Source organism: Cohnella sp. GCM10012308, assembly GCF_042649185.1.
In the GTDB taxonomy this organism is placed as follows: Bacteria; Bacillota; Bacilli; order Paenibacillales; family Paenibacillaceae; genus Cohnella.
In genome coordinates, this window is the sequence record NZ_JBHRYU010000002.1 from 16,509 (window position 1) to 41,108 (window position 24,600).

Annotated in this window: 22 protein-coding genes; 3 read left to right on the forward strand and 19 right to left on the reverse strand. The window is 60.0% G+C overall.

Annotated features, from left to right (window positions below):
- Positions 1-34 precede the first annotated feature (34 nt).
- The 9 genes from ACFOTD_RS03375 to ACFOTD_RS03415 all read right to left on the reverse strand — a co-directional run bounded on the left by ACFOTD_RS03375 (position 35) and on the right by ACFOTD_RS03415 (position 11,660).
- Positions 35-1,879: a glycosyltransferase family 39 protein gene (locus ACFOTD_RS03375; protein WP_378115739.1), complete on the reverse strand. Its 1,845-nt coding sequence runs from the start codon at positions 1,877-1,879 to the stop codon at positions 35-37.
- 294 nt (positions 1,880-2,173) lie between these two features.
- On the reverse strand, positions 2,174-3,751 hold the full coding sequence (locus tag ACFOTD_RS03380) for a sensor histidine kinase (protein WP_378115741.1): 1,578 nt from the start codon (positions 3,749-3,751) through the stop codon (positions 2,174-2,176).
- Positions 3,748-4,431, reverse strand: coding sequence for a response regulator transcription factor (locus ACFOTD_RS03385; RefSeq protein ID WP_378115743.1), 684 nt, complete (start codon positions 4,429-4,431; stop codon positions 3,748-3,750). The genes ACFOTD_RS03380 and ACFOTD_RS03385 overlap by 4 nt, the downstream gene beginning before the upstream one ends.
- A 641-nt stretch (positions 4,432-5,072) precedes the next feature.
- The gene (locus ACFOTD_RS03390) at positions 5,073-5,585 is read right to left on the reverse strand and encodes an adenine phosphoribosyltransferase (RefSeq protein WP_277564015.1); all 513 of its coding nucleotides are present in this window, start codon (positions 5,583-5,585) and stop codon (positions 5,073-5,075) included.
- Positions 5,586-5,623: 38 nt separating this feature from the next.
- Entirely contained in the window at positions 5,624-8,047 is a 2,424-nt protein-coding gene (gene recJ / locus ACFOTD_RS03395) for a single-stranded-DNA-specific exonuclease RecJ (protein ID WP_378115745.1), read from the reverse strand.
- 67 nt (positions 8,048-8,114) lie between these two features.
- The gene (locus tag ACFOTD_RS03400; protein ID WP_378115747.1) at positions 8,115-9,044 is read right to left on the reverse strand and encodes a cation diffusion facilitator family transporter; all 930 of its coding nucleotides are present in this window, start codon (positions 9,042-9,044) and stop codon (positions 8,115-8,117) included.
- A 31-nt stretch (positions 9,045-9,075) separates the two neighbouring features.
- On the reverse strand, positions 9,076-9,984 hold the full coding sequence (gene secF / locus ACFOTD_RS03405; protein ID WP_378115749.1) for a protein translocase subunit SecF: 909 nt from the start codon (positions 9,982-9,984) through the stop codon (positions 9,076-9,078).
- Complete coding sequence (gene secD / locus ACFOTD_RS03410) at positions 9,974-11,224, reverse strand: protein translocase subunit SecD (protein WP_378115751.1); 1,251 nt, start codon at positions 11,222-11,224, stop codon at positions 9,974-9,976. The genes secF and secD overlap by 11 nt, the downstream gene beginning before the upstream one ends.
- 166 nt (positions 11,225-11,390) lie before the next feature.
- The gene (locus ACFOTD_RS03415; protein WP_378115753.1) at positions 11,391-11,660 is read right to left on the reverse strand and encodes a post-transcriptional regulator; all 270 of its coding nucleotides are present in this window, start codon (positions 11,658-11,660) and stop codon (positions 11,391-11,393) included.
- 204 nt (positions 11,661-11,864) lie between these two features.
- Between ACFOTD_RS03415 and spoVB the strand changes: the two genes are divergently transcribed.
- On the forward strand, positions 11,865-13,463 hold the full coding sequence (spoVB, locus tag ACFOTD_RS03420; protein ID WP_378115755.1) for a stage V sporulation protein B: 1,599 nt from the start codon (positions 11,865-11,867) through the stop codon (positions 13,461-13,463).
- Between the two features lie 9 nt (positions 13,464-13,472).
- On the opposite strand, the gene ACFOTD_RS03425 is transcribed toward spoVB, so the two are convergent.
- On the reverse strand, positions 13,473-14,159 hold the full coding sequence (locus ACFOTD_RS03425) for a DUF421 domain-containing protein (protein ID WP_378115757.1): 687 nt from the start codon (positions 14,157-14,159) through the stop codon (positions 13,473-13,475).
- Positions 14,160-14,334: 175 nt separating this feature from the next.
- On the opposite strand from ACFOTD_RS03425, the gene ACFOTD_RS03430 reads away from it, so the two are divergent.
- Positions 14,335-14,742, forward strand: coding sequence for a TIGR04086 family membrane protein (locus ACFOTD_RS03430; RefSeq protein WP_378115759.1), 408 nt, complete (start codon positions 14,335-14,337; stop codon positions 14,740-14,742).
- A gap of 88 nt (positions 14,743-14,830) precedes the next feature.
- Positions 14,831-15,703, forward strand: a complete 873-nt coding sequence (locus tag ACFOTD_RS03435) for a phosphatase PAP2 family protein (RefSeq protein WP_378115761.1) — start codon at positions 14,831-14,833, stop codon at positions 15,701-15,703.
- 667 nt (positions 15,704-16,370) lie between these two features.
- On the opposite strand, the gene yajC is transcribed toward ACFOTD_RS03435, so the two are convergent.
- From yajC to ACFOTD_RS03480, 9 genes are all read right to left on the reverse strand, one after another.
- Positions 16,371-16,685, reverse strand: a complete 315-nt coding sequence (gene yajC / locus ACFOTD_RS03440; RefSeq protein ID WP_378115763.1) for a preprotein translocase subunit YajC — start codon at positions 16,683-16,685, stop codon at positions 16,371-16,373.
- A gap of 32 nt (positions 16,686-16,717) precedes the next feature.
- A complete protein-coding gene (gene tgt / locus ACFOTD_RS03445; protein WP_378115765.1) occupies positions 16,718-17,854 on the reverse strand; it encodes a tRNA guanosine(34) transglycosylase Tgt in 1,137 nt (378 codons plus the stop codon).
- Between the two features lie 42 nt (positions 17,855-17,896).
- Positions 17,897-18,946 (reverse strand): tRNA preQ1(34) S-adenosylmethionine ribosyltransferase-isomerase QueA, encoded by a 1,050-nt coding sequence (gene queA, locus ACFOTD_RS03450; protein WP_378115767.1) that lies wholly within the window; start codon positions 18,944-18,946, stop codon positions 17,897-17,899.
- Positions 18,943-21,051, reverse strand: coding sequence for a SpoIID/LytB domain-containing protein (locus ACFOTD_RS03455; RefSeq protein WP_378115769.1), 2,109 nt, complete (start codon positions 21,049-21,051; stop codon positions 18,943-18,945). The genes queA and ACFOTD_RS03455 overlap by 4 nt, the downstream gene beginning before the upstream one ends.
- Positions 21,048-21,527, reverse strand: a complete 480-nt coding sequence (locus tag ACFOTD_RS03460) for a thiol-disulfide oxidoreductase DCC family protein (RefSeq protein WP_378115771.1) — start codon at positions 21,525-21,527, stop codon at positions 21,048-21,050. Before ACFOTD_RS03460 ends, ACFOTD_RS03455 begins: the two co-directional genes overlap by 4 nt.
- Positions 21,524-22,531, reverse strand: a complete 1,008-nt coding sequence (gene ruvB / locus ACFOTD_RS03465; RefSeq protein WP_378115773.1) for a Holliday junction branch migration DNA helicase RuvB — start codon at positions 22,529-22,531, stop codon at positions 21,524-21,526. The genes ACFOTD_RS03460 and ruvB overlap by 4 nt, the downstream gene beginning before the upstream one ends.
- A 23-nt stretch (positions 22,532-22,554) precedes the next feature.
- Complete coding sequence (gene ruvA, locus ACFOTD_RS03470) at positions 22,555-23,172, reverse strand: Holliday junction branch migration protein RuvA (RefSeq protein ID WP_378115775.1); 618 nt, start codon at positions 23,170-23,172, stop codon at positions 22,555-22,557.
- Entirely contained in the window at positions 23,169-23,672 is a 504-nt protein-coding gene (ruvC, locus tag ACFOTD_RS03475) for a crossover junction endodeoxyribonuclease RuvC (RefSeq protein ID WP_378115777.1), read from the reverse strand. Before ruvC ends, ruvA begins: the two co-directional genes overlap by 4 nt.
- 157 nt (positions 23,673-23,829) lie before the next feature.
- A complete protein-coding gene (locus ACFOTD_RS03480) occupies positions 23,830-24,534 on the reverse strand; it encodes a BofC C-terminal domain-containing protein (RefSeq protein ID WP_378115779.1) in 705 nt (234 codons plus the stop codon).
- Positions 24,535-24,600: the final 66 nt, after the last annotated feature.

A 24,600-nucleotide genomic window follows, 5' to 3' on the forward strand; every position in this document is an offset into this window, starting at 1 on the left:
CCTTTTTGGCCCCTTCGCCGCTGCTGCCGTCCTCTCATGTTGGCAATGTCACCTCGTACAACTTACCGTTTATTCGCGCTTGTCCGTTCTGCGCCCACTCTCCGGCCGCTATCTCTCGTCCGTTCGCGACGATCCAGTCCGATACCGACGTTGTCGAGCCGCCGCCTCTGCCGCCGTTCCCGATGAGAAAATATTTGACCTCCTCGTCACGGACAAGCTGCGCCAGGCGCTCCGGCGTCAAAATCGGATCGTTCCCGCTATAGCCGCCCATCGCCATCACCGCGCTGCCGGTAGCGATAATATAGCTTTCTGCCGTGCTCACGTTGTCCGTGGCGAAAAGGTATGTCTCTCCCGTATTGCGGTCCGACAAATACTTGTATAAAGCTTGATCGACCTGGGACGCCGCGCCCTGATCGTCGCCTTCGACGCTGTTCGAGCTTCGCAGGCCTGGACCCGCAACTGGAAGCTTGCTGTTGCCGCCGTAGAGCAGCGGCGTCGCCGACCAATAGAGCGGGGCGGCAAGCAGCACGCACATTGCTGCGATCGCGGAACCTTTAAGCAGCGGGCGTCCGCCGCCAGGCATTGTCATTGCCGCGATTGCACCAAGCGCGCCTGCACCGACCGCAACCTGCCAGCCTGTGCCGATCAGCGTCCGGTAAGAGGCCAGCACGGACAGCTCGAAAACGGCGGTTGCAATCAAGGCGACAGGCAGCAGCAGTTTTTGCCAGCCCGCAGCGTTTTTGCGCAAGCCGAACATCCGGCTCCACCCCGCTCCGCATAACGCCGCGATCGGCGGCGCAAGCATGATGAGGTAATATTCGTGGAAAAAGCCCGCGACGCTGACAAAGCCCATGACCGGGACCAACCAGGCTGACCAGAAAAGCGTCTCCTTGACGCGTCGGGACAGCGGTTTGCCCCGCCGGATTCCCGTCAGCAGCGATACTGCGCCAAATAGCGCGAATGGCAGGAGCCAGCTGATTTGACCGGACAATTCGCGCTGAAACAGCCTGAGCGGACCTTGGCTGCCAATGTTAAACGCGCTGCCGCTGCCATCGCTGCCGGGAACGCCTTTGCCTTCCCCGGTCAGCCGCGAGATGCCGTTGTATCCGAACGCCAGCTCGAGCACGGAATTGGTCTGGCTGCTCCCGACGTAAGGCCGGCTATCCGCCGGCGTCAGGTCGACGGCGAGCGGCCAGGACAAAGACACTGCCGCCAATACAGCGGTCGATGCGGCCAGCAGTTTTATTATTTTGAGCCATCCGGCGCGAAGCCCAAGCGCTGAGAATAAATAAAATGCGGGCAGCACCATGAATGCTTCAAGCATTTTTTCGTTGAAAGCGACCCCGATCATGGCAAAGGCGCCGAAAAGCCAGCCCCGTTTCCCTCCGGTCGTCGCCTTCATCAGCATCCATGCCGCCAGAAGCAGCGTGAAGACGAGAAGAGCGTCCACGTTGTTCGTTCGCGCTACCGCCACCGCGATGGGCGTGACGGCCATCACCAGCGCGGAAATAAGGCCGGCTGCCCTTCCGAAGGTCGGCCTGACCAGCGCATGCATGAGCAATACCGATCCGACGCCGGCCAGCGCCTGCGGCAGGATGACGCTCCAGCCGCGGACGCCGAATACGGCGGCGAACAGCGTCTGCACCCAAAACGTAACCGGGGGTTTGTCAATGGTTACGAATCCGCCCGCGTCGAGCGAAGCAAAGAAAAATGCCTTGAAGCTTTGAAGCATGCTAGTGACCGCTGCCGTATAGTACGCATTGCCCGTCTCGTCCTGCCAGATGCGATAAATGTTCAAAAATGACGCTAACGCCGCGATCGCGCCGAGAGCGGCGGCGTTCTGCACGCGTCGCGGCTTCGATTTCTTTTCGGATGTCATGCCTTCACTCTTCCGCGACGATAGCCCATGCCCCTAACTATAGAAGGCGGTTCTGAATGCTCCCTTAACTCGGACTGAGCGCTTCATGAGCTATGGCTGAAGATTGCCTGAAGAATGACGGCCTGCAAAGGTCCTTGTTGGAGATCGGTTTGAGCGCAAAAAGCAAACAAGGATGAAGCCGGCATTACCCGCTTCATCCTTGTTTAATTTTTTTGATCGATGGCAGTTCTCTTGATTAGACATCGCAAGGACTCGCTATCAACCGAGGCCATGAGACTCTATATAGAACTCCAATTACGCTTCAAGCAAACGAATCGTGAAGGTCGTGCCTCGGCCGGGCTCGCTCGCTACCGCGATGCCGCCGCCGAGCGCGTCGACGATCGACTTGGAGATCGAGAGGCCGAGTCCGGCGCCCCCGTACTTGCGCGTACGGGAAGAGTCGCTGCGGTAGAACCGGTCGAATACGTGAGGCAAATGAGCAGGATCGATGCCCGAGCCATTATCGTCGACATCGAGATTCACGAAGCCGCCCGCGCGATGGATCGAGAGCGATACCGCTCCCCCGTCGCCGTCCGTGTGCTGTACGGCGTTGTGGAATAAATTGATCACGACCTGCTTGATTTTATCCGGATCGTACAGGCAGTACATGCCTTCCGGCAAAGAAAAACCGACCTCGCGGGCGCCGGCCAGCATTCGCAGCTGCGGCTCCATCTCGCGCAGCGTGTCGCTCAGATTGCCCCGGACGGCATGTACGCCGCTCCGCTGATCGAGCTTCGCCAGCATCAACAGGTCCCCGACCAGCTTGCGCAGGCGCTCCGATTCGCCGTGCATGCTGCGAAGCGCGCGCTCGAGCTGCTCCGGATTGCTCGATGCCCCCCGCAGCAGCACTTCAAGGAAGCCGTGAATCGAAGTCAGCGGCGTGCGCAGTTCATGCGAGGCGTCCGCTACGAATTGCCGCATATGCTCCTTCGCTTCCTTCTCGGTCTCGAACGCTTCGTCCAGCCGCGCCAGCATGCCGTTGAATGAAGCGGACAGCCGGCCGATCTCGACCGGCTTCGCGATAGCCGGGAATCGTTCGTCCAGATTGCCCGCATCGATCCGTTCGACCTTGTCGACCAATTCGGAGAGCGGTGTGAGCGTGCGCCGGAGCACGGGCAGCAGCGTGAGCAGCCCTGCGAACAACGCCAGCAGCGCGAGTCCGCCGAACATCAACAGCTGGCCGTTCAGCGTCTTTTTAAGCTCTTCCGTGCCTGTGCTGATCTGGATAACGCCGGAGCCCTGACCGTCCTTGCCGAGCGAACGAAGCACCACGAGCTGCTCGCGGCCTTCGGCATCCTTGGCGATCCGGTAATCCACGCCTTTGGATTCGCTCTCTCCGTTGTTCATGACTGCCTGATACGTCTCGTCGGCGAGCCTCGGCGGTTCGGCCTGGTCCGTCCATTCGGACAACGTCGTAAAGCTCAGATCGGTTCCGATCAGGACGACGGTCGCATCCGGAACATAATACCGTCCGCGCATTTCGCCCGAATCGTCCGACTGCCCCGCTTCTCCGTTCGTCCAATCGTCCGCTCCGTTCGCCGCGTTGTCCTCCGGTTTACCGACGCCTAGCCCGAATCCTAATTTGATCGAGCGGTCCGTACCCCCGACGCCGTGTCCTTGACGGTCACGCCAGATATCCGGCGGCAGCGACAAAATCTGGCTTCTGAGCGCCGAAGCTTTGTTTTCGTATGTGAACTTGCGCATGAGCACGTATTGGAACAAGCCGATGAACACCAGCAGCACCGCCACGACGAGCAGCGACCGCGATAGCAGCTGCAGGCGCAGGGAGCCCTTCAACTGCGTGCGCGAGGAGCCCCCCGACGCCCGCCTCATGGCAGATCGATCCTGTAGCCCGCGCCGCGCAGCGTGCGGATCAGCTGATGCTCCTTGTCGCCGAGCTTTTCTCGCAGCGAGCGGATGTATACTTCGACGATATTTTCATCGCCGCCAAAATCGTAGCCCCAAACCTTGTCGAGAATGAGCGCTTTGCTCAACACGATGCCATGGTTGATGACCATATACTTGAGCAGCTCGTATTCGGTCGGCGACAGCTCCAGCACTCGGCCGCTAAGGCTAATCTCCTTGCGACGGTCGTCGATGCTGATCGGACCGAACACGGCCTGGCCAGACATGAGCGGAAATTGATTGCGTACCCTCGCATGAATGCGAGCCAGCAGTTCCTCGAAGCTGAACGGCTTGACCATATAGTCGTCCGCGCCAAGCAAGAGCCCTTTGACCCGATCGTCTACCTCGTCCTTGGCCGTCAGCATGATGACAGCCACGTTCTCCGTCTTTTTCAGCAGCTTGCAAGCCTCGAAGCCGTCCATGCCGGGCATCATCACATCGAGTATGGCGACATGCGGCTTGAAGCTTTTGGCCAGGTTGATCGCCGTCATGCCATCGGGCGCGGTCTGTACCTCGAAGCCTTCGTTGATCAGTCCCAGCTCCAGAAATTGCAAAATGTTCGGTTCGTCGTCTACGGCGAGAATACGAATGCCTTTTAATGGATTCATCGCGATGTCGCTCCTCTGCGTTGCCCGCTATTCGTGTATTCCCATTATGCTTCGAGGCGCTGAAGCGCCTCTGAGGCGATGCTGAAGATCGGCTGAAGATGAAGCGTTCGGCTCGGCGAAAACGGCATGGACGATACTAGGAAAAACCGTCAGAGGCAGATCGTCCTGACGATCCATTCAAGTTTGGCAAATATCCGTAACTGGCGTTGCGAGGAACGCTTATTGATAGCTCGGCCGACAGCGATTCCGACGAGCCGGCGTATCGCCGCCAGTGTCGCTCTTTGGCCGAATGCCCTGCAAATATACATCTATTTCTGCGGATCTCTCCCCGTTTAAACAAGATAGCTGCATAAGCGCAGTTATTTTACGCCGTCAGCCGAATTTCCGGCCGGCGCTTTGCATTTACCTGCATACTTGCAGGGATTTCATCAGGTGGCGCGCGTCGGCTGAGAATACCTGTACAAATGCAGTTATTTGGCCCGTCAAACCTCCGTAAGGCTACGAAACGCCGAAATCGCGCTTCCCTTTCCGAGTTTGGCCTTCCCAATACATACTTTGTGATCTTCAAAGAAAGGCCGGACGCTCCGGCTGGCGGAACGTCCGGCCCCGGCAGCTATGCCGCGAATCGCCGCGATATTCGGTTAATATTGGACAAGCGACTCGAGTCGTGCGCCCTTAAGCTTGTCCCGTCCGTCGAGATAGCTCAGCTCGATCAGGAAGGAAGCGCCGACGATCTCGCCGCCAAGCTGCTCGATGAGCTTGATCGTCGTAGCGATCGTGCCGCCCGTAGCCAGCAGGTCGTCCGCGATCAGCACGCGCTGTCCCGGCTTGATTGCGTCCTTGTGCACGGCCAGCGTGTCCTTGCCGTATTCCAGGTCGTAGCCGGCCTCAACCGTCTCGCCGGGCAGCTTGCCCGACTTGCGGATCGGCACGAAGCCGACGCCGAGCGCAAGCGCGAGCGGCGCGCCGATGACAAAGCCGCGCGCCTCAGGACCTGCGACAATGTCGATCTCCCAGTCCTTCACGCGTTCTTTGAGCTCGTCGATCGCGGCGCGGTACACCTCGCCATTGTTAAGCAGGGTCGTAATATCCTTGAATCGGATCCCGGGTACGGGGAAATCGGGAATAACTCGAATATATGGTTTAAAATCCATTCACTATCGCTCCTTCAAAACAAGTTCGCCAGCTTGCATTATACACTTGATCTCATCCGCTTGCCATCGTTACCTTCGGCGAGCGCGCGCAGCCAGTTCCGCAGCTCGGCGGGTGACATCGCTCCCAGCGCTTCGGCCTCCGCCCGGAGCATCGCCTTGCGGTATCTCGGGGACTCCTCCAGCTGACGCTTCGGCGGCTGGGCGACAACCTCGACCGAACCCCGGCTGCGCCTCAGGAAGCCGAGCTCCTCGAATACGTCTTGCATCATGACCACGTCCGCCAGCGTTCGGCCGGTTCGCTCCGCTACCTGGCGAAGAAATCCGTCGGGCGTCTCGATCCAGCTCGCCTTGCGTTTGAGCAGACCGTATACCTCGCCGAACTGCTCCCTGCTCGGCAAGCGTCCACTCTGCGTCGGCCGGCTGCGGGATCCGGCCGATACGCGGCCGGCCGTGAGGAGATGGATCTCCTCGACGACGCAGCCGGTCAGCAGCCCTCGCAGCCCCTCGAGGCCGTCTCCCGCCTCCGGCAGGTCGATAAGCGCGAGACGCAACTTCTCCGTGCCTGCAGCGGCTGCAGCCGCCTCCGCATAGGACGCGACAAGCAGCCCGGCAACGTCGCCGTGCGCTTGGCGCAATTCGGAGAGCGCCGCCTCGCCCGACGCGACCGCGAGCAAGCTCGCCGTGCCTTGCGCCGCGGCCAGCGTCCGCAAGATACGCTGCCAGTCGGCCTCGTTGCGCCGGTCGTGCACGGGCAGCGCGGCCGACTGCCAATCCTGCAGCATGAGCTGCACGCGCTTGCTGCCGTTCCACTCGTTCACGGACAGCTCGCCCAACACGTTTGCCGTTCCGCACCCCAGCATGGCGCCGCAGTCGGCGCCTCTGCCGAAGCATACCGCCTCCAGCTTGCGGCCGCCCTGACCCAGAACCGCACGCAGATGCCTGCTTTCTTTGCCCATCGCCTTGGCATCGATTACCTCCGCGCCGCGCAGCACAAAGCGCGGCGAGGGGTTGCCGATGCCGCACGGCTCGAGCGCGCGCAGCTGCTCGGCGGCTTCGAGCGTCAGCTCGGAAGCCCTGCATACGAGGTCCGCTTTCTTGCGCGGGATCCAGTCGTCCGCCGACAACCAGCTATCCGCGAGCGCGGACAGCTTCTCGCCCAATGCGGCTACCCGCTCGGTGCGCATCGTCATGCCGGCGGCCGCCTTGTGGCCGCCGAAGTGCTCCAGCTCCTCCGAGCAAGCGGTGAGCGCGGCATGCAGGTCGAAGCCTTCGATCGAGCGCGCCGAGCCTTTGCACAGGCCCGTAGCAGCGTCCGCCGCCAATACGACGGTCGGCTTGTAATAGCGCTCGACGAGCTTCGAGGCGACAAGCCCTGCGATGCCCGCGTTCCAGCCTTCGCCCGCGACGACGATGACCGCAGGGCCAAGGCCGCCATGCGCGGAGACGATTGACTGCCAAGCGGCATCCGCCTGGACGAGCGTATCTTCGACGAGCTGTTGACGCTCCTGGTTGAGCATATCCAGCTCGGCGGATATCATCTCGGCTTCGTCCTGCTTGGCGGTGATTAGCAGCCGCAGCGCGGTGTCCGCCTCGGCCAACCGGCCCCCCGCGTTAAGCCGCGGGGCAAGGCCGAATGCGATGCGGCCGCTTGTGAGCCGCCCGGGCTCGGCGCCGGAAATTTGCGCCAGCGCCTTGATGCCCGGAGAAGGCCGCGCGTTCATCTCTTCCAGCCCGAGCTTTACGATCGCGCGGTTTTCGCCGGTGAGCGGCATCAAGTCCGCAACGACGCCGATCGCCGCGACGTCCGCGAACGCGAGATCCGGTTCGCCGAGCATGGCGTGCGACAGCTTGAACGCGACCGCGGAGCCCGTGAGCTCCTTGAACGGATACGGACAGCCCGGCTGCTTCGGATTAACGATAGCTACCGCCGCTGTCGGCAGAACTGCAGGCGGCTCATGATGATCGGTCACGACGACATCGATGCCAAGCGTTGCCGCGTAGGCAATCTGCTCTACCGCGCTGATTCCGTTGTCGACCGTTACGATAAGCTTCACGCCCGCTTCCGCCGCCCGGTCGATCGCGGCCAGATTAAGACCGTAGCCTTCCTTGCTGCGATGCGGAATATATGTATCGAAGTCGGCGCCGAACCGGCTGAGCAATCTGTGCATAAGCGCCGTCGAGGTCACGCCGTCCGCGTCGTAATCGCCGTATACGCGGATGCGTTCCCCGCCGTCGATCGCTTGCCGAATGCGGGCAACGGCCCGGTCCATGCCGAGCAGCAGGTAAGGATCGTGCAAGTCGCGGAGTCCGGGATGCAAAAAACGCTCCGCATCCCCTGCGTTCCGATAGCCTCGCGACACGAGGAGACGGCTTACGAGCGGCGCCAGCCCAAGCTGCGCGCCGAGCGCGGCGGCCGCTTCGTCGTCTTCTTCCGCCAATACCCAGCGATAGGTGGATTTCACCCGGAATCGCTCCTTTCTGCCTTACAGCACTGTGGACTCCGCCTTGGGCGGCGGAGTCCACAGCGATTTATTGAATTAAAGTAGGCATTTCTTCTTCTTGGTGATTCGATTTGTAAGGATAACCCGGATCGTACGGCTCGACGCGCACGCTTGCGTCCGATACGTGCAGAAACCGCTTGGTCAGCTGCCGCCGCACGCGCTGCGCGACATCGTGTCCGTCCAATACCGATATGCGCGGATTCACGCGAATAAGGACGTCTATGATTACATAATGGCCATGTTCCTTGGCTCTGATCTCGTCGACGGCAACGACGCCGTCGACTCGCTGCACCACTTCAAGCAGCGTCTGCGCGTCCACTTCGTCCATCGGTCTGCGCTCGACCGCGCCGATCGCGGAAGCCGCTTGCCGATATCCCATCCGGAGGACGAACACGCCGATGACGAGTCCCGCTGCGGGATCGAGCACGTACAGTACGGGCAGGTCCAGCATATGACCGGTCATGGCGCCGGCCGTGCCGACCAGTGCGGTCAGCGAAGCGAACACGTCCGAACGATCCGTACGGGAAGCTTCGGGGCGCAATCCCATGCGGTGCTCGTAGCTGCGTCTATACAGGATCAACGCTTCACGGGCGACCATGCTGCCCGCGATGACGATGACGGCTCCCCAGCCTGGCGCGCGGTCCAGGCCCCATGCGATCGCGCGCAGCGAGGAGATGGCCATCTCGAGGCCGGCGAGCAGCAGCAGCGCCGCGAAGACGACGGCTGCCACGGCTTCGCGCTGCCGCTCGGCGGCTCCCCGGGGCGCGATAGCCCGGCGATGACGCAGATAAGAATTGACGGCGGCCGCGAAGTCGGCGGCCGAATGGCAAGCGTCCGCCATCAGCGCCTTGCTGCCAGTAAACCAACCTGCGAGACCCTTGAAGACCGACAGTACGAGCAATCCGAGCAGGGAAACCTTGATGCCATGCAGCGTTTTGCCGGTCCTTTTTTGAGTCATCTTATCGATACACCTCTATTCCCTTGTTGCGTCAGGGCGCCGGCTGCGCCTTGACGGGCTTGGCAGGCTTCGCTTTGCGCTTCATCCAGAACCAGAGCGGGCTGGCGATGAAGATGGAGGAATAGGCGCCGCTGATCAAACCGAAGATCATGGCGAGCGAGAACATCTTGATCGATTCGCTGCCGAAAACGAAAAGACAGACGGCGGCGAAGGCGACGGTAATGACCGTGTTGATGGAGCGCGTCAGCGTCTGCGTGATACTATCGTTGACGACCTTGGCGAGATCGGCTTCGGACTTGACCTTGGCGAAGCGCATGTTTTCCCGGATCCGGTCGAAGATGACGACGGTATCGTTGATCGAGTAACCGATGATGGTGAGTACGGCTACGATGAACGGCAGGTTGACCTCCAGATGGAAGATCGAGAACAGCGTGATAACGATAAACGCGTCGTACAGAAGCGCGATAACCGACGAGATTGCGTACCGCCATTCGAAACGAATCGCGATATAGATGATAATGCCGAGCGAAGCGATCAGGATGCCGCGCAAAGCATTCGTTTGCTGTTCCTTGGCGATCTCGACGTCGACGATATTTTTCTCGAACGATGCTTTGTCGTCGAACTGCGACTTAAAGTCCGATTCGAGCTTGGTTTGCTGGGCTTCCGTCAGCGCAATCTTGAACCGGATCGAGAGACGCTCGGCGGCGGTCGTCAGATGATACTCGCCGAGTTCTTCCTTCTCGAGGAACGCCTTGACGTCGTCTCCATTCACCTGCTTGGTGACGGCGATGTCCACGGACGTGCCCGATTGGAAGTCGATGCCGTAGTTCAGTCCCCGGATGGAGAGCGACAAGATGCCGATCAGTACGATGACGAGCGAAGCGATGAAGAAGGGCTTGCTCCACTTGATCCAGTCGATGTCGTGAAACTTATAGCGCACGGATTTCACTCTCCTTTACGCCATAGTAGCCGACTTTGTTGAACTTGCCGCTCTTCACGAGCAGGTGCATCAAGTAGCGGGGCAGGAAGATGTTGGTCGCGATGTTGCAGATGATCGACGCGAGCAGCACGACCGCGAAGCCCTTGACGGAGCCTTGGCCGATAAAGTAAAGCACGGCGCCGGCGATAATGTTCGTGATATGCGCGTCGATGATCGTGCGGAAGCTGTTCTTGTTGCCGGACCGCAGCGAAGACGCGATGCTCTTGCCCGTACGGATCTCGTCCTTGATCCGTTCGGCCGTGATGATGTTCGAGTCGACCGCGATGCCGATGCCGAGCACGAACGCCGCGATGCCAGGCAGCGTCAGCGTAGCGCCCATCAGCCAGAAAACGGCGATCAGCAGCCAGACGAATACGAGCAAGCAGAAGCCTGCGATGACGCCCGGCAGCCGATAGAACACGACCATAAATACGAAAATGGCGATAGACGCGATGATGCCTGCGAGCAGCGTCTCTTCAAGCGACTTCTTGCCGAGCGTAGCGCCTACGCTCTGCGTATACTTCTCCGTCAGCTTAAGCGGGAGCGCGCCGAGATTAATCGTGTCTGCCAGCTCTTTGGCGGCTGCCGGAGTCGGCTGGCCGGAAATGGTGGCCGTACCGTCAGTAAAAACGCCTTGAACGGTCGGATCGGACAGCAGGTCCTCGTCGAGATAGATCGCGAGCTGTTTGCCCACGAGCCTGCTCGAGATATCTTCGAATTTCTTCTTGTCCTTAACTTGAATGGCGACGAGCGGTTCCCGCAGCTGGTTGTATTCGACCTTTGCCGCGCCCTCCTTAAAGTCGTCACCCTGTAATTCAACCTTGCAATAGCCAGCGTCAGCGGCGCAGCCGTCCGCGCTGCGGAACGTCAGAACAGCCGGCTTTTGCAGCATTTTGCGGACGTCGGATTCGTTGGCCACGCCAGCGATCTTGACGCGGATGCGGTTCTTGCCTTCCGGCGTCACTTCGGATTCGCCGACGCCTTGCTTGTCGATCCGGTCCTTGATGCTCTCGGCCGTTTTGTTAAGCGAGTCCTTGGTGACTTCGCCCGTGCCGGAGAGAGGGGATGCCTCGTACAGAATTTCAAAGCCGCCTTGCAAATCGAGCCCGAGCTTCGTCTTGTCCAGCAAATACGGGCTGGTAGCCGCGATAACGCCGAACGAAACGAGAACCACGAGCACGAAAGCGAGCATCCGGTTCATATGGTATTGCCGACCCCTTTCGATTCTCAATGTTCCTATTATACCTACGCGCTCAAAGCGAAGTCAATTTGTCGAAACATCATGATATGCACGAAAAAAGGCTCCCCGAAAGGGAGCCGCCGGACCGCATCCAATAGCTGGCATGCGTCCGATCCGCCTATCGAATCTATCGTCTTTTTTCTCCCCGATAGATGCTAAGCGTAATAAAGTTCATGAAGTTCGTCACCTTCAGCGACAGGATGTCGTTGACGATCGCATGGAGCGCCGGCGTTCCCTTTTTATGATATTTGTCGCTCACGCATTCCCAAATCTCGGGCCCCGTCGCCTGTTCGTAGCCGATCATCCGGAACTCTTCGGCTTTGCTCTCGCAAAGCTCCCTGATCGTACGGTTCAACTCGGCTTCGTCCATGCCGTCCAAGCGCACCTCGTCCGTCACCGGCAGTTCCCCCTTCCTGCTTCACGCCTGCTGCTTTGCCGTATTGCACGTTACGCTTTTTAATTCAGCTGTATTTATTATACCTTTCGCCGCCGCTCCCCGAATTCCTGCACGCCTTGTCCGGCACGGCTTGGCATGATTGCGGACAGCCCCCGCATATGCTTGAGAAGAAGTCGATCCGAAGAGCGAAGGATGGGATGAACCTTGTCGCCGCGCAAACAAACCTTTATCCAAGGAGCCATGATCCTGCTCGCCGCCGGTCTGCTCAACCGATTGCTCGGCTTCGTGCCGCGGATCGCGCTGCCAAGGCTGATCGGCGCCGAAGGCGTGGGGCTCGTCCAACTGGTATTCCCTTTTTTTATCGTCGTGCTGACGATTATTACCGGCGGGTTGCCGCTGGCGGTGGCAAAGCTCGTAGCTGCCGCCGATTCGCGCGGGGACGCGGAGGAAGCGGTCCGGATCCGCCGGACGGCGCTGTCCATCGCAATGACTGCCAGCTTGATCGTATGCGGCTTGTGCTTTGCGCTCTCGGACTGGATCTCGTCCAGCCTGATGACCGACCCGAGGGTTCATACCGCGTTTTTGGCTATTATCCCGGTCATCCCGCTTGTTGCCGTGTCTTCTATCTGGCGGGGCTACTTCCAGGGCAAGCAAGACATGCTGCCGACCGCGGTCTCCCAGACGGTCGAGACGGTGATCCGGATCGTACTCTCGTTAACGCTCGCCTTTATGTTTTTGCCTTGGGGACTTGAGGCTGCCGCGGCAGGAGCGATGATCGGAACTGGCGCAGGAGAGCTGGCGGGCCTCGCCGCATTGTGGATGCATTTGCGGGGAGAAACCCGCGGACGCGGAGTAAACAAAGGCGCGACTTCAAATTCGGCTGCGCCCGCGACGCTCGAAAAATTACCTGCCCCGACCTCGGCAAAGGAAACCCGGGCGCGCGCGCTGCTGCGGATCGCGGTGCCCGTCACGGGCAGCCGGATGATCGGCTCCTTGTCCTACTTGTTCGAATCGATTCTAACGGCCCGCGCACTGATCGCCGCCGGACTTGCCACCGCCGCGGCCACGGCCCAATACGGCATTCTGCAAGGCATGGTCATTCCGCTGCTGCTGCTGCCCGGCTCGCTCACTTTTTCGCTGGCGACGTCTCTCGTGCCCTCGCTGTCGGAGGCTGCCGCCAGAGGCGACAGGCCAGCCATCCAGAAGCGCCTGCATCAATCGATGCGTCTGGCTGTCGTGACGGGCGCTCCTTTTATCATACTCATGGCGCTGTTCGGTCGCCCGATCTGCGGGCTCATCTATGGAGACCCCGAACCCGGCGCCCTGCTGAGCCTGCTCGCTCCCGCCGCTGTGTTTTTGTACATGCAGGCGCCGCTGCAGGCTGCGCTTCAGGCGCTTGACCGTCCGGGCACGGCCCTGTTCAATACGTTCGCGGGAGCGCTGGTGAAGCTGATCTTGATCGTTCAGCTGGCGTCCAAGCCGGAGCTTGGGATTCGCGGCGCCGTCATCGCCATCGGCGCCAACATGGCGCTCGTCACGCTGCTGCATTGGATCAGCGTCGTGCGGTTGACGGGCGTCCGTTTGCTCCCCGGCGATTTTCTCAAGATTGGAGCGGCCATGACCATAATGGGCGCGATCGCGCTCTGGATATGGAATATGGGCAAGCTTCCCGGCGTCTGGCTGGATCTGCTGGCTGCAGGAATCGTGTCGCTCGTCGCGTACTTGCTCCTTCTGATGGCGATGAGACTCATCGACAGGCACGACGCCGCCAGAATCCCCATACTCGGACGCTTTTTCAAATAACCGCTCCGCTTACGTTCTCCGATTGATATAGAGCCGCCCCTTGTGATCCAGGCTGCAGAAAGCAACCTGCTTAAATTCCTTAACGCCTTCCCGCCGTAGCTCCTGCCGGAGCCAGAACCGGTTTTTGCCGATGCGCTCCAGGCTTTCGTCCTGCACGAGCCCGTCCATGATAAGCGGAAGCGGGAGCAATCCGTATCGAACTTTTGGCCTTGGTTCCTCTACGGGGGGCGCCGCTTCGGGCTTTGGCTTGTCGGCCATGATGACGGACAGCTTGCCGGACGATTCGAGTACGGCAAGCTCGACGTCCGCGACGTGGTCGATTCTGTTTTCCCTAAGCTGCATCATCAGATCGTCCAGACTGTAGCGCTGTTTCTTCATTTCTTTCCAATTCAAATTGCCCTTGCTTATAATGACGCTGGGCCTGCCTTCGAACCAAAGGCGGAGCCTGCGGTTTTTTAGCGTGAGACTGGACACGATCAGTTGCACAATGACGAGTACGGCCATTGGCGCGGCTGCGTACAGGATGGGACGGCTCGGCGCTTCGATCGCGATGACGGCGATCTCCGCGATCATGATCGAGATGACGAGATCGAATACCGACAGCTTTCCGATCTCGCGTTTTCCCATCAACCGCAGAATAAGAAATACGAATAAGTACATGAGCAGCGTCCGAATCGTTATCGCAGTCAATTCCACGTTGCTGTTCCTCCCTTGCCGGATATCGGATTCGGGTCTGAGACAGTAGTCTCACCGGGCTTCCTTCGCGCGATACGGTCCCACCTGCGGAAATTATCGGCATCCCCGAGTACTAGACGCGGGTACAAGCCCATACAATGGTACAAATCGTTTGAATTCAAAGGAGTGCATCGATATGAATCCCGTTCGCGTATCCGGCATTCGCATCGCATCCCCCCTGGTCGCGGGCTTTGTCTGGGCGTTTATTTGGCTGGGTCTGGGCACGCTTGCATTGTCGGTCCTGCTTTACAGCTCCTCGATGCCGGAAACGAAGCTCCTGTACTGGGTATTCGGCGTTCACGGAGCGGCCAGCCTCGCAGGCGGGTTTACGGCAGCCAAAAGGTCCGGGAAGCGCGGTTGGTACATTGGCGCCGTCACAGGTCTGCTATACGCTATTGCGGTCGTGGTCATCGGTTTCCTCTCCCAGGATATCGGCTTCGATTCCCGCATGGGACTGCTCGGACTGATCGCGGCGCTGGCTGGCGCCTTCGGAGGCATGTTGGGCGTCAACTCGGGCGCCGGAGGATCCTCGAGGCGCTTGTGATAAAAAAATAATACCGTTCCCATACGTTAGAAATATGGCAATTGTGTTATACTGATACAATGATTTCTAGCAGTAAGGAGCGAAAGAATTGATCGTATTCGGCAGTATGAAGATGATATCCGCGCTTACGGCCGTCACGGTAGCGCTCCTCGTAACTTATGCTACGGCGAGGCAGCCCTTTGCCGCTGCGGCCGCCTTCGTTCTCAAGCTGTATCGCTCTCCCAAACTCCTGATTTTGTTTTTGTCGTTGCTTCTGATCATGGCGCTCAACAAGTTCGAACTGAACCTTGAAGATGCCTTGCCTATCCCCCGCGATCTCACCCGTTTACTCGTAGGCTGGGAAGGCAGTTGGCAGGGCGCTTTGCAGCGGGCACTCGAATCCCCTTCGCTCACGTTCTTTTGCGCTTTTTTTTACCTCGTCGTTTTCCAGGGATTTATGATCGCTTCGCTGATCTACTATGTTAGCGCGGGCAAGGATAAACTGTATATTGCCCTGTGTGTCGCCCTATTGCTCAATTATCTGGTCGCAGTCCCGTTCTATTTGTTCGTCCCCGTCCATGAGGCATGGTCCGCGTCGACGAATATTCGTTTTCTAATGCTCGATGCTTTTCCGAGCTTCGAGACGCAGTATCGGCACCTGTCCGGCCTAGACAATTGTTTCCCGAGCCTGCATACATCCATCTCCGTGACGATGGCGCTTCTGGCGCTCCGCTCCGGCAGCAAGCGCTGGGCGATCTTCGGCGTCGCGAACGCCTCCATTATCGTTTTTTCCATTTTCTACCTCGGCATCCACTGGGCGACCGACATGTTCGCAGGTGTCGTCCTTGCGTCTGTCGTGGTTGCCATCGGCCTTAAAGTAGGCGCTTGGTTGGATCGCTCGGCGATTCGTCGCAGGCGTCAGCCCCGTCTCCAGAAGGAAGAGCTCCAAAAGCTGGCGCCTTCGCGGCTGACGGATTCTTAAACGCAAAAGAAGAAACCGTCAGAGCGATCCACCCTGACGGTCCTTTTACGTTTGGCGGATAGCCGAAGCTCGATTTCACGCGAAGCGTATGTTGATGGCTCAGCCGAACGTTGTTCCAATCGCCTAGCCGATAGCCGTTCCGATAAGTCATTCTACAGTTGCCCCAATGGCTAGCCAATAGCGTTCCGGATTGTCAGCCGACAGCCGTTCCGATGACTCAGTCGATTGTCGTCTGCACCGTTCTATTTTTTGCTAATGCCCGCAAATATACATCTTTTTCCTTTAACGCATGCATATCTCAGCAAAAAAGATGCAAATATGCATTTATTTTCCTTCGTAGGCCCAATTTCCGGCGTATGCTTTGAATTTACCTGCACATTTGCAGGTATTTCTTCAAGCGTCGTGAATCGGAAGAAAATACATGTATAAAAGCAGGTTTTGGGCCCCCCTGTTAAACTTGCGAAATTGCGCCCGATACACCGAAACCGTGCCTGCCTGTCCCCAAATCGCCTCCCTCCGAATCAGGAAGGTACGCATAGCCTCTTCCGATTGCTGGCTCATCGGCAGGCCCTATGCTGCAGATCATCGACGATAAAATCGGTCTGCAAGGCCAAAAAGACAAGACCCCGAATCTCACGATCCGGGGTCTTGTCTTTTTGCTTCGTTCTTACTTTTCGCTTTTCGAATCCGTCGCGCGCGCCGCGACGTTGTTGATCGCGGAACGATCGAACGTAAGCTTGGTCGCGTCGTTGACCTTCAGTACGATCGTATCGTCCGTAATCTCGGCGATCGTGCCGTGCAGTCCGCCGATCGTCGTTACCTTGTCACCCTTGGCAAGGGCCCGGAGCATCGAGTTGCGGTTCTTCGATTTCTTCTGCTGCGGACGGATAAGCAGGAAGTAGAAAACGACGAACATAAGCAGAAACGGCGCCAGCGACATCAAGAGATTGCCGTTTCCGGAGCCTTCAGTTGCTAACCACATAGTATTACCTCCCCTCTCGTCTTTAAAAAATCTTAAAAGCCGCTCTCATTGGTCGCCATGCCGTACGCTTCGAAAAACTCGTCGCGGAAATCGCCGAGACGGTCGTCGCGGATCGCCTGGCGGACCTGGCTCATGAGATTAACCAAGAAATGCAGGTTGTGAATCGTCGTCAGCCGAAGCCCGAACATCTCGTCCGCGCGGATCAAGTGCCTGACGTAAGCCCGCGAGTAGTTCCGGCAAGCGTAGCAGTCGCACTTGGGATCGAGCGGACCGAAGTCCTCCGCGTACTTGGCGTTCTTGACGACGACGCGGCCCTCGCTCGTCATGAGCGTGCCGTTGCGGGCGATCCGGGTCGGGAGCACGCAGTCGAACATGTCCACGCCGCGAATGCTGCCCTCGACGAGCGCATCCGGCGAACCGACGCCCATCAGATAGCGCGGCTTGTTCGAAGGAAGCAGCGGTACCGTGTGGTCGAGCACCTCGTACATGATTTCCTTGGATTCGCCTACGCTGAGGCCTCCAATAGCATAGCCCGGAAAATCCAGGGAAGTCAAATCCGCGGCGCTCTGCGCGCGAAGGTCCTTGTGCATGCCGCCCTGAACGATGGCGAACAAGCCTTGGTCGTGCGGCCTTGCATGCGCTTTGAGGCATCGTTCGGCCCACCGGCTCGTACGCTCCGTCGACTGCTTGACGTAGGCATACTCTGCGGGGTACGGCGGACACTCGTCGAATGCCATCATGATGTCCGGCCCGAGCGCATTTTGCACCGACGTCGCCACCTCCGGCGACAGGAACAGCTTGTCGCCGTTCAGATGCGAACGGAAGGTGACGCCTTCTTCGGTAATCTTGCGCATCTGCGCCAGCGAGAACACCTGGAAGCCGCCGCTGTCCGTCAGAATCGGACGGTCCCAGTTCATCATCTTGTGCAAGCCGCCCGCCGCGCGGACATGCTCGTGGCCCGGCCTGACGAACAGGTGGTACGTATTGCTCAGGATGATCTGGGCGTTCAAATCCTTGAGCTCCTCGGGGCTGATCCCTTTGACGGTCGCTTGCGTCCCGACCGGCATGAAGGTAGGCGTATCGATGACGCCGTGCGGCGTGTGGACGCGTCCGAGCCTTGCGCCCGTCTGGGCGCAGGTCTTGATCAGTTCGTAAGTAATAGCGGGCATTGTTCTCGATCGGTCCCTTCTTGTCTAATGCGCTGTAGTCGTCTAAGTAATGAACATCGCATCGCCGAAGCTGAAAAAACGATACTCGGCGTCGACAGCTTCGCGATAGGCCGCCAAAACGGCCTCGCGGCCGGCGAGCGCGCTGACCAGCATCACCAGCGTCGACTTGGGCAAATGGAAGTTCGTGAGCAGCGCGGAGACAAGGCGGAACCGGTAGCCGGGATAAATAAAAATGCCCGTCCATCCGCTGCACGCCTCGATAGGCAGATCCCCGAATCGTTGTCCGAGCGTCTCCAGCGTCCTCGCCGAAGTGGTTCCTACCGCGACGATCCGCGTGCCCGCCTGCCTGGCCCGGTTGAGCAAAGCCGCGTTTTCCGCGTCCACGCCGTACCATTCCTCGTGCATCTTGTGCTCGAGCACATTGTCGACCGATACCGGACGGAACGTGCCGAGTCCGACATGCAGCGTCACGCGGCAGACCGCGATCCCGCATCTCTGAAGCTCCTCCAGAAGGTCCTCCGTAAAATGGAGGCCGGCGGTCGGCGCGGCGGCCGAGCCTTCGTTCTTCGCATAGACCGTCTGATATCGGTCCCGGTCGTCCAGCCGCTCCTTGATGTACGGCGGAAGCGGCATCTCGCCGAGCCGATCGAGAATTTCGTTAAAAATGCCGTCATACTGAAAACGGATCGTTCTCGCGCCCATTTCGCCTTCTTCTTCTACGACGGCGGCCAGCAACGGTTTCAACGAATCTTCGGTTTCTCCGAAATGCAGTACGGCGCCTTTATGAAGCTTCTTGCCCGGCCGCACGAGCGCCTCCCAGCGATCGTCGCCGAGCGCCTTGAGCAGCAGTACTTCGGCCTTCGCGCCCGTGTCCGCTTTGCGTCCGAACAATCTGGCCGGAATGACCTTCGTATCGTTCAGGACGAGCGTATCTCCCGGGACGAGGTATTCTGCGAGATCCTTGAACGAACGGTGCTCGACCCGTCCGCCCTCCTTGCGAAGGACGAGCAAACGGGAAGAAGTCCGGTCGGACAACGGGGTCTGCGCGATCAGCCGTTCGGGTAGTTCAAAATCGTAATCGCCGACGTTCATGAAGCGCCATCCTTCTCGATCTTAATATCCTTATAATAGTATTGCAGGATGCTCTTGTAGTCATACCCTTGCTCCGCCAGCCCGAGCGCTCCCCATTGGGACATGCCGAGCCCGTGGCCGTAGCCGGTGCCCGTCACGATGAATTGGGGCGAAGCGGTCACCGCGCGGACCTGGCCGGATCCGTTAAGAACGACGGCGTTGCCGCCGGCCGAATCGAGCGAGCGAACGGTGCCGTCGCCGCCGAGCACCTGAAGGGAACCGGTACCGTCCGGCACCTCCCGGCTTGTTCCGTTCGCGCCGACGATCGTCGCGCGCGCGGTCTCGTCGATCTTGAAAAGCGTGCTCTTGACGCCGCCGAGCGCGCTGCGCCAGCTGTCGCCGTAAAGCTGGACGGTGGTCCCGTTCGCCTTGAGACGGACCGCTCGCCCGGACGCGCCGGTCTCCGACACCTCGAGCGTGCGAAGCGGACCTTGAATCTTGTTTTTGTCGGTCAGCTTCGCGTTGATCGTCACCAGCAGCTTGTCCGCGGCGAGCGGACCTTCGACCCAGCTGTTGTTCGTATATTCCGGCGTCTTGCCGAGAGACAGCACGAGCGTGCCCGCGTTGACGGAAGCGACCGGCTGGACGTCGGTCTGCACGCGCGGACTCGGGCGAACCTGCACGTTGTCTCCGGTCACGGTGAGCATGGCGAGGCCCGCTTCGTTTTTTTGGCCCTTGTCGGCTAGAAGATCGCTGCGGATATAGCCGACCGTACCCGAATCGAGCGCGACGCGGTACCAGTCGAGCTTGCCCTTCTGAATGCCGTCGTCCGGACTTTTGACCGCTCCGGCATAGTAAGGAATCGCGTTGCCCGCATATTCGAGCGGATCCGCCGTAACGCCGCCTGCGCTCGCGCCGAACATGGCGGTGATGATCTTGCCGGCGTACGTCATCACTTCGCCGGCCGTCGCCTGCACGCCGGCGGTCGAGTTCGCGTTCTCCGAGCCGAGCCCGTTGTAAGCCTGGCTGTACGTATTGTCGACGACGTCGGCGATCTGATAGGTCACGCCGCCCGCGAGCGCGTACGACCTGGCGGCGACCGCCTGCGCCTTCTGGGCTTCTGCCGGCCAGCTGGAGCCGACTTCGGCGCCGACGACGGAATACAAATACGGCTCGAGTCCGACAACGTTGACGACTGCGAGATTGTTGTTCAGCACGCTGATCTGCATGCTGCCGCGGTATTTATTTTTGCTGCGCTCGACGACCTGGATGTTGCCGTCGCTCTGAACGTCAGCCTGCAGCGCGGTGCCGCCCGATGCCGGCAAGGCATACAGCGGAGCGGAATTCGTCGCGGACGCCGTGTACGTGACATCGTCCCGGATGACGGCATAGGCGGAGCTCGCCGCCGGCAGCTTAGCCGAGAAGCCGGCGGCTGCAACGGCCGCCTGGATCTTCGTGAGCTCGGCCTGGCTGGCGGCTTGTCCGATGCGCAGGACATAAGCCGCTCCGTCTGCAGCGGGCTTGATCGCAACGAAGGCGTCGAAGCCCGCATTGCCGAGCTGCAGAGCCGCTGCAGACGCCTCGCTCGCGCCGGCGTACGGGCCGGCCTCGACGGCAAGCGGACCTGCCACATACGCGGGGGTGAGCGAGGTCTGTCCGCCCGCCGCCGATGCCCACTTCGACAGTGCCGACTGCGCTGCGGCCGCCGTGCTATAGACGCCTTCCGACACTTGATAGACGGTCTTTCCCTTCTTCGTCAGCTTGGTCACGAAACCCGCCTTGGAGGAAGCTTGAATTTTTTTGAGGACCGTCTGCGCAGCGGAAAAATCCGACGTCTCGAGCACCATCGCCCGATAAGCGTCGACCGCGAACCGAACGGTGCCGCCGGGAGCCGGATAGTCCGCTTTTCCTTGTCCGCCGACCCAGGACAGTCCAAGTCCGCCCGCGGATACGAGGGTCGCGACGGGTGTCGTGGATTGATACTTGGACCCCAGGTCCAGAAACAGGCCAACGCGTATCGTATCGGGCACGAGGGCGGCATCCGCCGCCGTTCCGCCCGCTCCAGCCCATGCCAGCAGGACCGCGGCGGAAGCGCCCAGCGCGATCCGGCGATTCATTTTAGTCATCTCGATCCTCCGTGTGATCCATCTTGGTCTGTGACGATCGTCCTGCAGGAGCCGTCCTCGCAGGCGTCGCTTCTTCCGAACAACCTGTACCTGTACTTCGCGACGAGCCGATAGACGGCGGCGCTGAGCAGCCTCAGTCCCGGCAGGGCGCCTAACCGCCCAAGCCAAGCCAGTCCCGGCATGTCTCTTAGCAGGAGCATAACCGCGTCTGCGCCGCCGGTTACCTTGCCTGCCGTCTCGTCCTTCACGAGGATCTGGGACAGATGTCCCGCATCCGCTTCGGCTTCCGGCGCCCCGGAAGCGCCGGGAACGCCTGCCAGGCTGCCTGCCGGCACCGCTTGAAGCGGCACGAACCGCAGCTCGGATCTCGTACGCGATCGTCGCAGCCGGTCCACGGCCGTCAAGCAAAGCTTGCATTCGCCGTCATAATAAACGGTCAGGACTCGCTGACTGTCCGCGCCTGCCTCCGCCGTCATGCCCGCTGCTCGGGCATCGGCAATCCCAAATGACGATAGGCGGCGGGCGTCGCAACGCGACCGCGCGGGGTGCGTTGCAGAAAACCGATCTGGAGCAGGTACGGTTCGTACACGTCTTCGATCGTCTGGCTCTCTTCCCCGATCGAAGCAGCGATCGTATCCACGCCGACCGGTCCTCCCCTGTAACGGGAGATCATCGCATGAAGCAGCTTGTGGTCGATCGCATCGAGGCCCATCGGATCGACCTGAAGGCGCTCGAGCGATTCGTGCGCAAGCTGCTCGGTGATGATGCCGTCTCCGCGCACCTGCGCGTAATCGCGCACGCGCTTGAGCAGCCGGTTCGCGATGCGGGGCGTGCCTCGCGCCCTGCGCGCGATCTCCCGCGACGCTTCGCCGATAATGTCCACGCCGAGCAGATCGCTCGTACGCGACACGATAAAAGCCAGCTCGTCCTCGTTATAGAACTCGAGACGGCTGACGACCCCGAACCGGTCGCGCAGCGGCGCGGACAGCAATCCTGCGCGCGTCGTCGCGCCGATCAGCGTAAACTTGGGCAGGTCCAGCCTCACCGACCGCGCGCTCGGTCCCTTGCCGATGACGAAGTCCAGCGCGAAATCCTCCATCGCGGGGTACAGCACTTCTTCGACCGTGCGATGAAGTCTGTGGATCTCGTCGATGAACAGGACGTCGTTTTCCTGCAGATTCGTTAAAATGGCGGCTAAATCGCCGGGCCGCTCGATCGCCGGGCCGCTGGTCGTCCGAATGCTGACACCCAGCTCGTTGGCGATAATGTTCGAGAGCGTCGTCTTGCCGAGCCCGGGCGGACCGTACAGCAAGACGTGATCGAGAGCCTCCTGCCTGAGCTTGGCGGCCTCGATGTAGATCTTCATGTTGTCCTTCACTTGCGACTGGCCGATATATTCGTTCAAATACCGCGGACGCAGGCTTAGCTCCGCCTGCCGGTCCTCCATCATCAAATGAGCGGTCACGATGCGGTCTTCCACCTACGCGTCCCCCTTTCCGCTCCTCAACCGGTAAATAACTGCTGAAGCGCGAGCTTCATAAGCACGTCCGGCGAGTCCTCGGCCTTGATCCTGTCCTTGAGCGCCATCCAGGCCTTGTCCAGCTCCGCATCCCGATAGCCTAGGCCCGCGAGCGCCTCTCTCGCCGCCGACCACGACGCATGGCCGTCGTCCGGCAGCGAGACGGGCTCCGTCGCAAACAAACCGAGGCCCGCCGCATCGTATGAAAAACCAAGCTTATCCTTCAAGTCGAGCACCATGCGCTGCGCCGTCTTTTTCCCGATGCCCGGCAGCTTCGTCAAAAATGTCAGATTCTCCTGCTGGATCGCCGCGACGACCGACTCCGGCCGCCCTCCCGCCAACACGCCCAGCGCCACGCGCGGCCCGATGCCCGATACCTCGAGCAGCTTGCGAAAAAGGCTCTGTTCCTCACGCGTCGTGAAACCGAACAGCTGGATCGCGTCCTCACGAACGTGATGGTGAATGTAGAGCTGCACTTGCTCCTCGCTTCTCGCCAAGCCGTACGGATTGGGCGTGAACACTCTGTATCCGACGTCCCGCACGTCGAGCACGACGTATTCGAGCTCGATATGCGCCACAAAACCTTTTAAATAATCGATCACCGCCGCGTCGCTCCGTTCATCAATTGACTCATGCCGCTCGCATGCGCATGGCAGATCGCGACGGCCAGCGCGTCCGCCACGTCGTCCGGCTTGGGCGCGGTCGCGAGTCCGAGCAGGCGCTTCACCATCTCCTGGACCTGCTTCTTCTCCGCGCCGCCGTATCCGACGACCGACTGCTTGACCTGCATCGGCGTGTACTCGCCGATCGGAATGCCGCGCTGCGCGGCCGCCAGCATCAGTACGCCTCTCGCTTGGCCGACGCTGAATGCGTTCGTTACGTTTTTGTTGAAAAATAGCTTTTCGACCGCGACTGTCTCCGGCTGGTATTGGTCCAGAAGCTTGCAGGAAGATTCGTAGATCTGCTGAAGCCTGACCTCCTGCGCCGTGTCCGGCGTCGTCTGGATGCTCCCGTACTGTACCGGTACGAGACGATGTCCGATCTTGTCGATGAATCCGAATCCCATAATTGCAATGCCGGGGTCGATCCCGAGTACCCGCATGAGGGTTCCCCGCTTCCTGTATCTACTGACAGACTACTTGATTATACCATTTGAAAACGGGGATGAGAACAGAAAGCCGAACAGCCGGCCAACACAATAAAAAAGCGCTCGAGCGAACGCTCCAGCGCTTCGTGGCTGCCGCCTGCCGGCAGCCTGGCTATTCGGCCGCGTTGCCGGTGTTTACCGGTTTGTCCGCGTATTCGCCGAGACGGCTCACGACTTGGTGATAGTCGTTTCCTTCGCCTACAGGCAAGCCCTCCTGCAGTCTTCGCAGCTCCTCGGACGACAATCCGCTCTCCAGCGCCTTGACGTCCATGTGAAAAAAAGTCCGGATGACCTTGTCTTTTTTCACGGGTCCGTCGAACAAAGAGAGATTGCCGCCCCTGTCCAGACCGATTCGCGCCGATGCCTTGCAGGACGCCGAAAGGTCGTCGACCGATTCCCGCATGACGAGCCTGTCCGCGTCCTGGAGCGTCGCCGTCCATTCCCGATGGGCCTTGAGCAAGTCCATCGCTTCCGTCGAAGAGAACGATCCGAGCCGCCGGATCTCCTCTCCGCATACGTACATGCGTTGCAGCACAACCTCGACTTTGCCTTCGAGGCCGGCGAGCGCGGAGATGGCCCGCCCCCGTTCCGAATCGGGGCCTTCAAACGACAGGAGCGAAGACCGCTTGTCAAGCCATACGGCCTCGGCGTCCATCATGGCGCCGTCTTGACGCTCCGCGCGCTCGAAACGGGGCTGGACTGCGGCCAGCGCCGCTGCCGCCGTCAATACGGCGGCAGCCCATATTCCGAGGGACCATGCCAGACGCTTGTTGCGCTTTAATCGCTTCTTCCAATGGCGAATCCGATTTCCGAGCACCGGGATCCCTTCTTTTCCGTTTTAACCCTATTGTGATCCCGGGCTCGTCGGGTTATGCATCAAGGC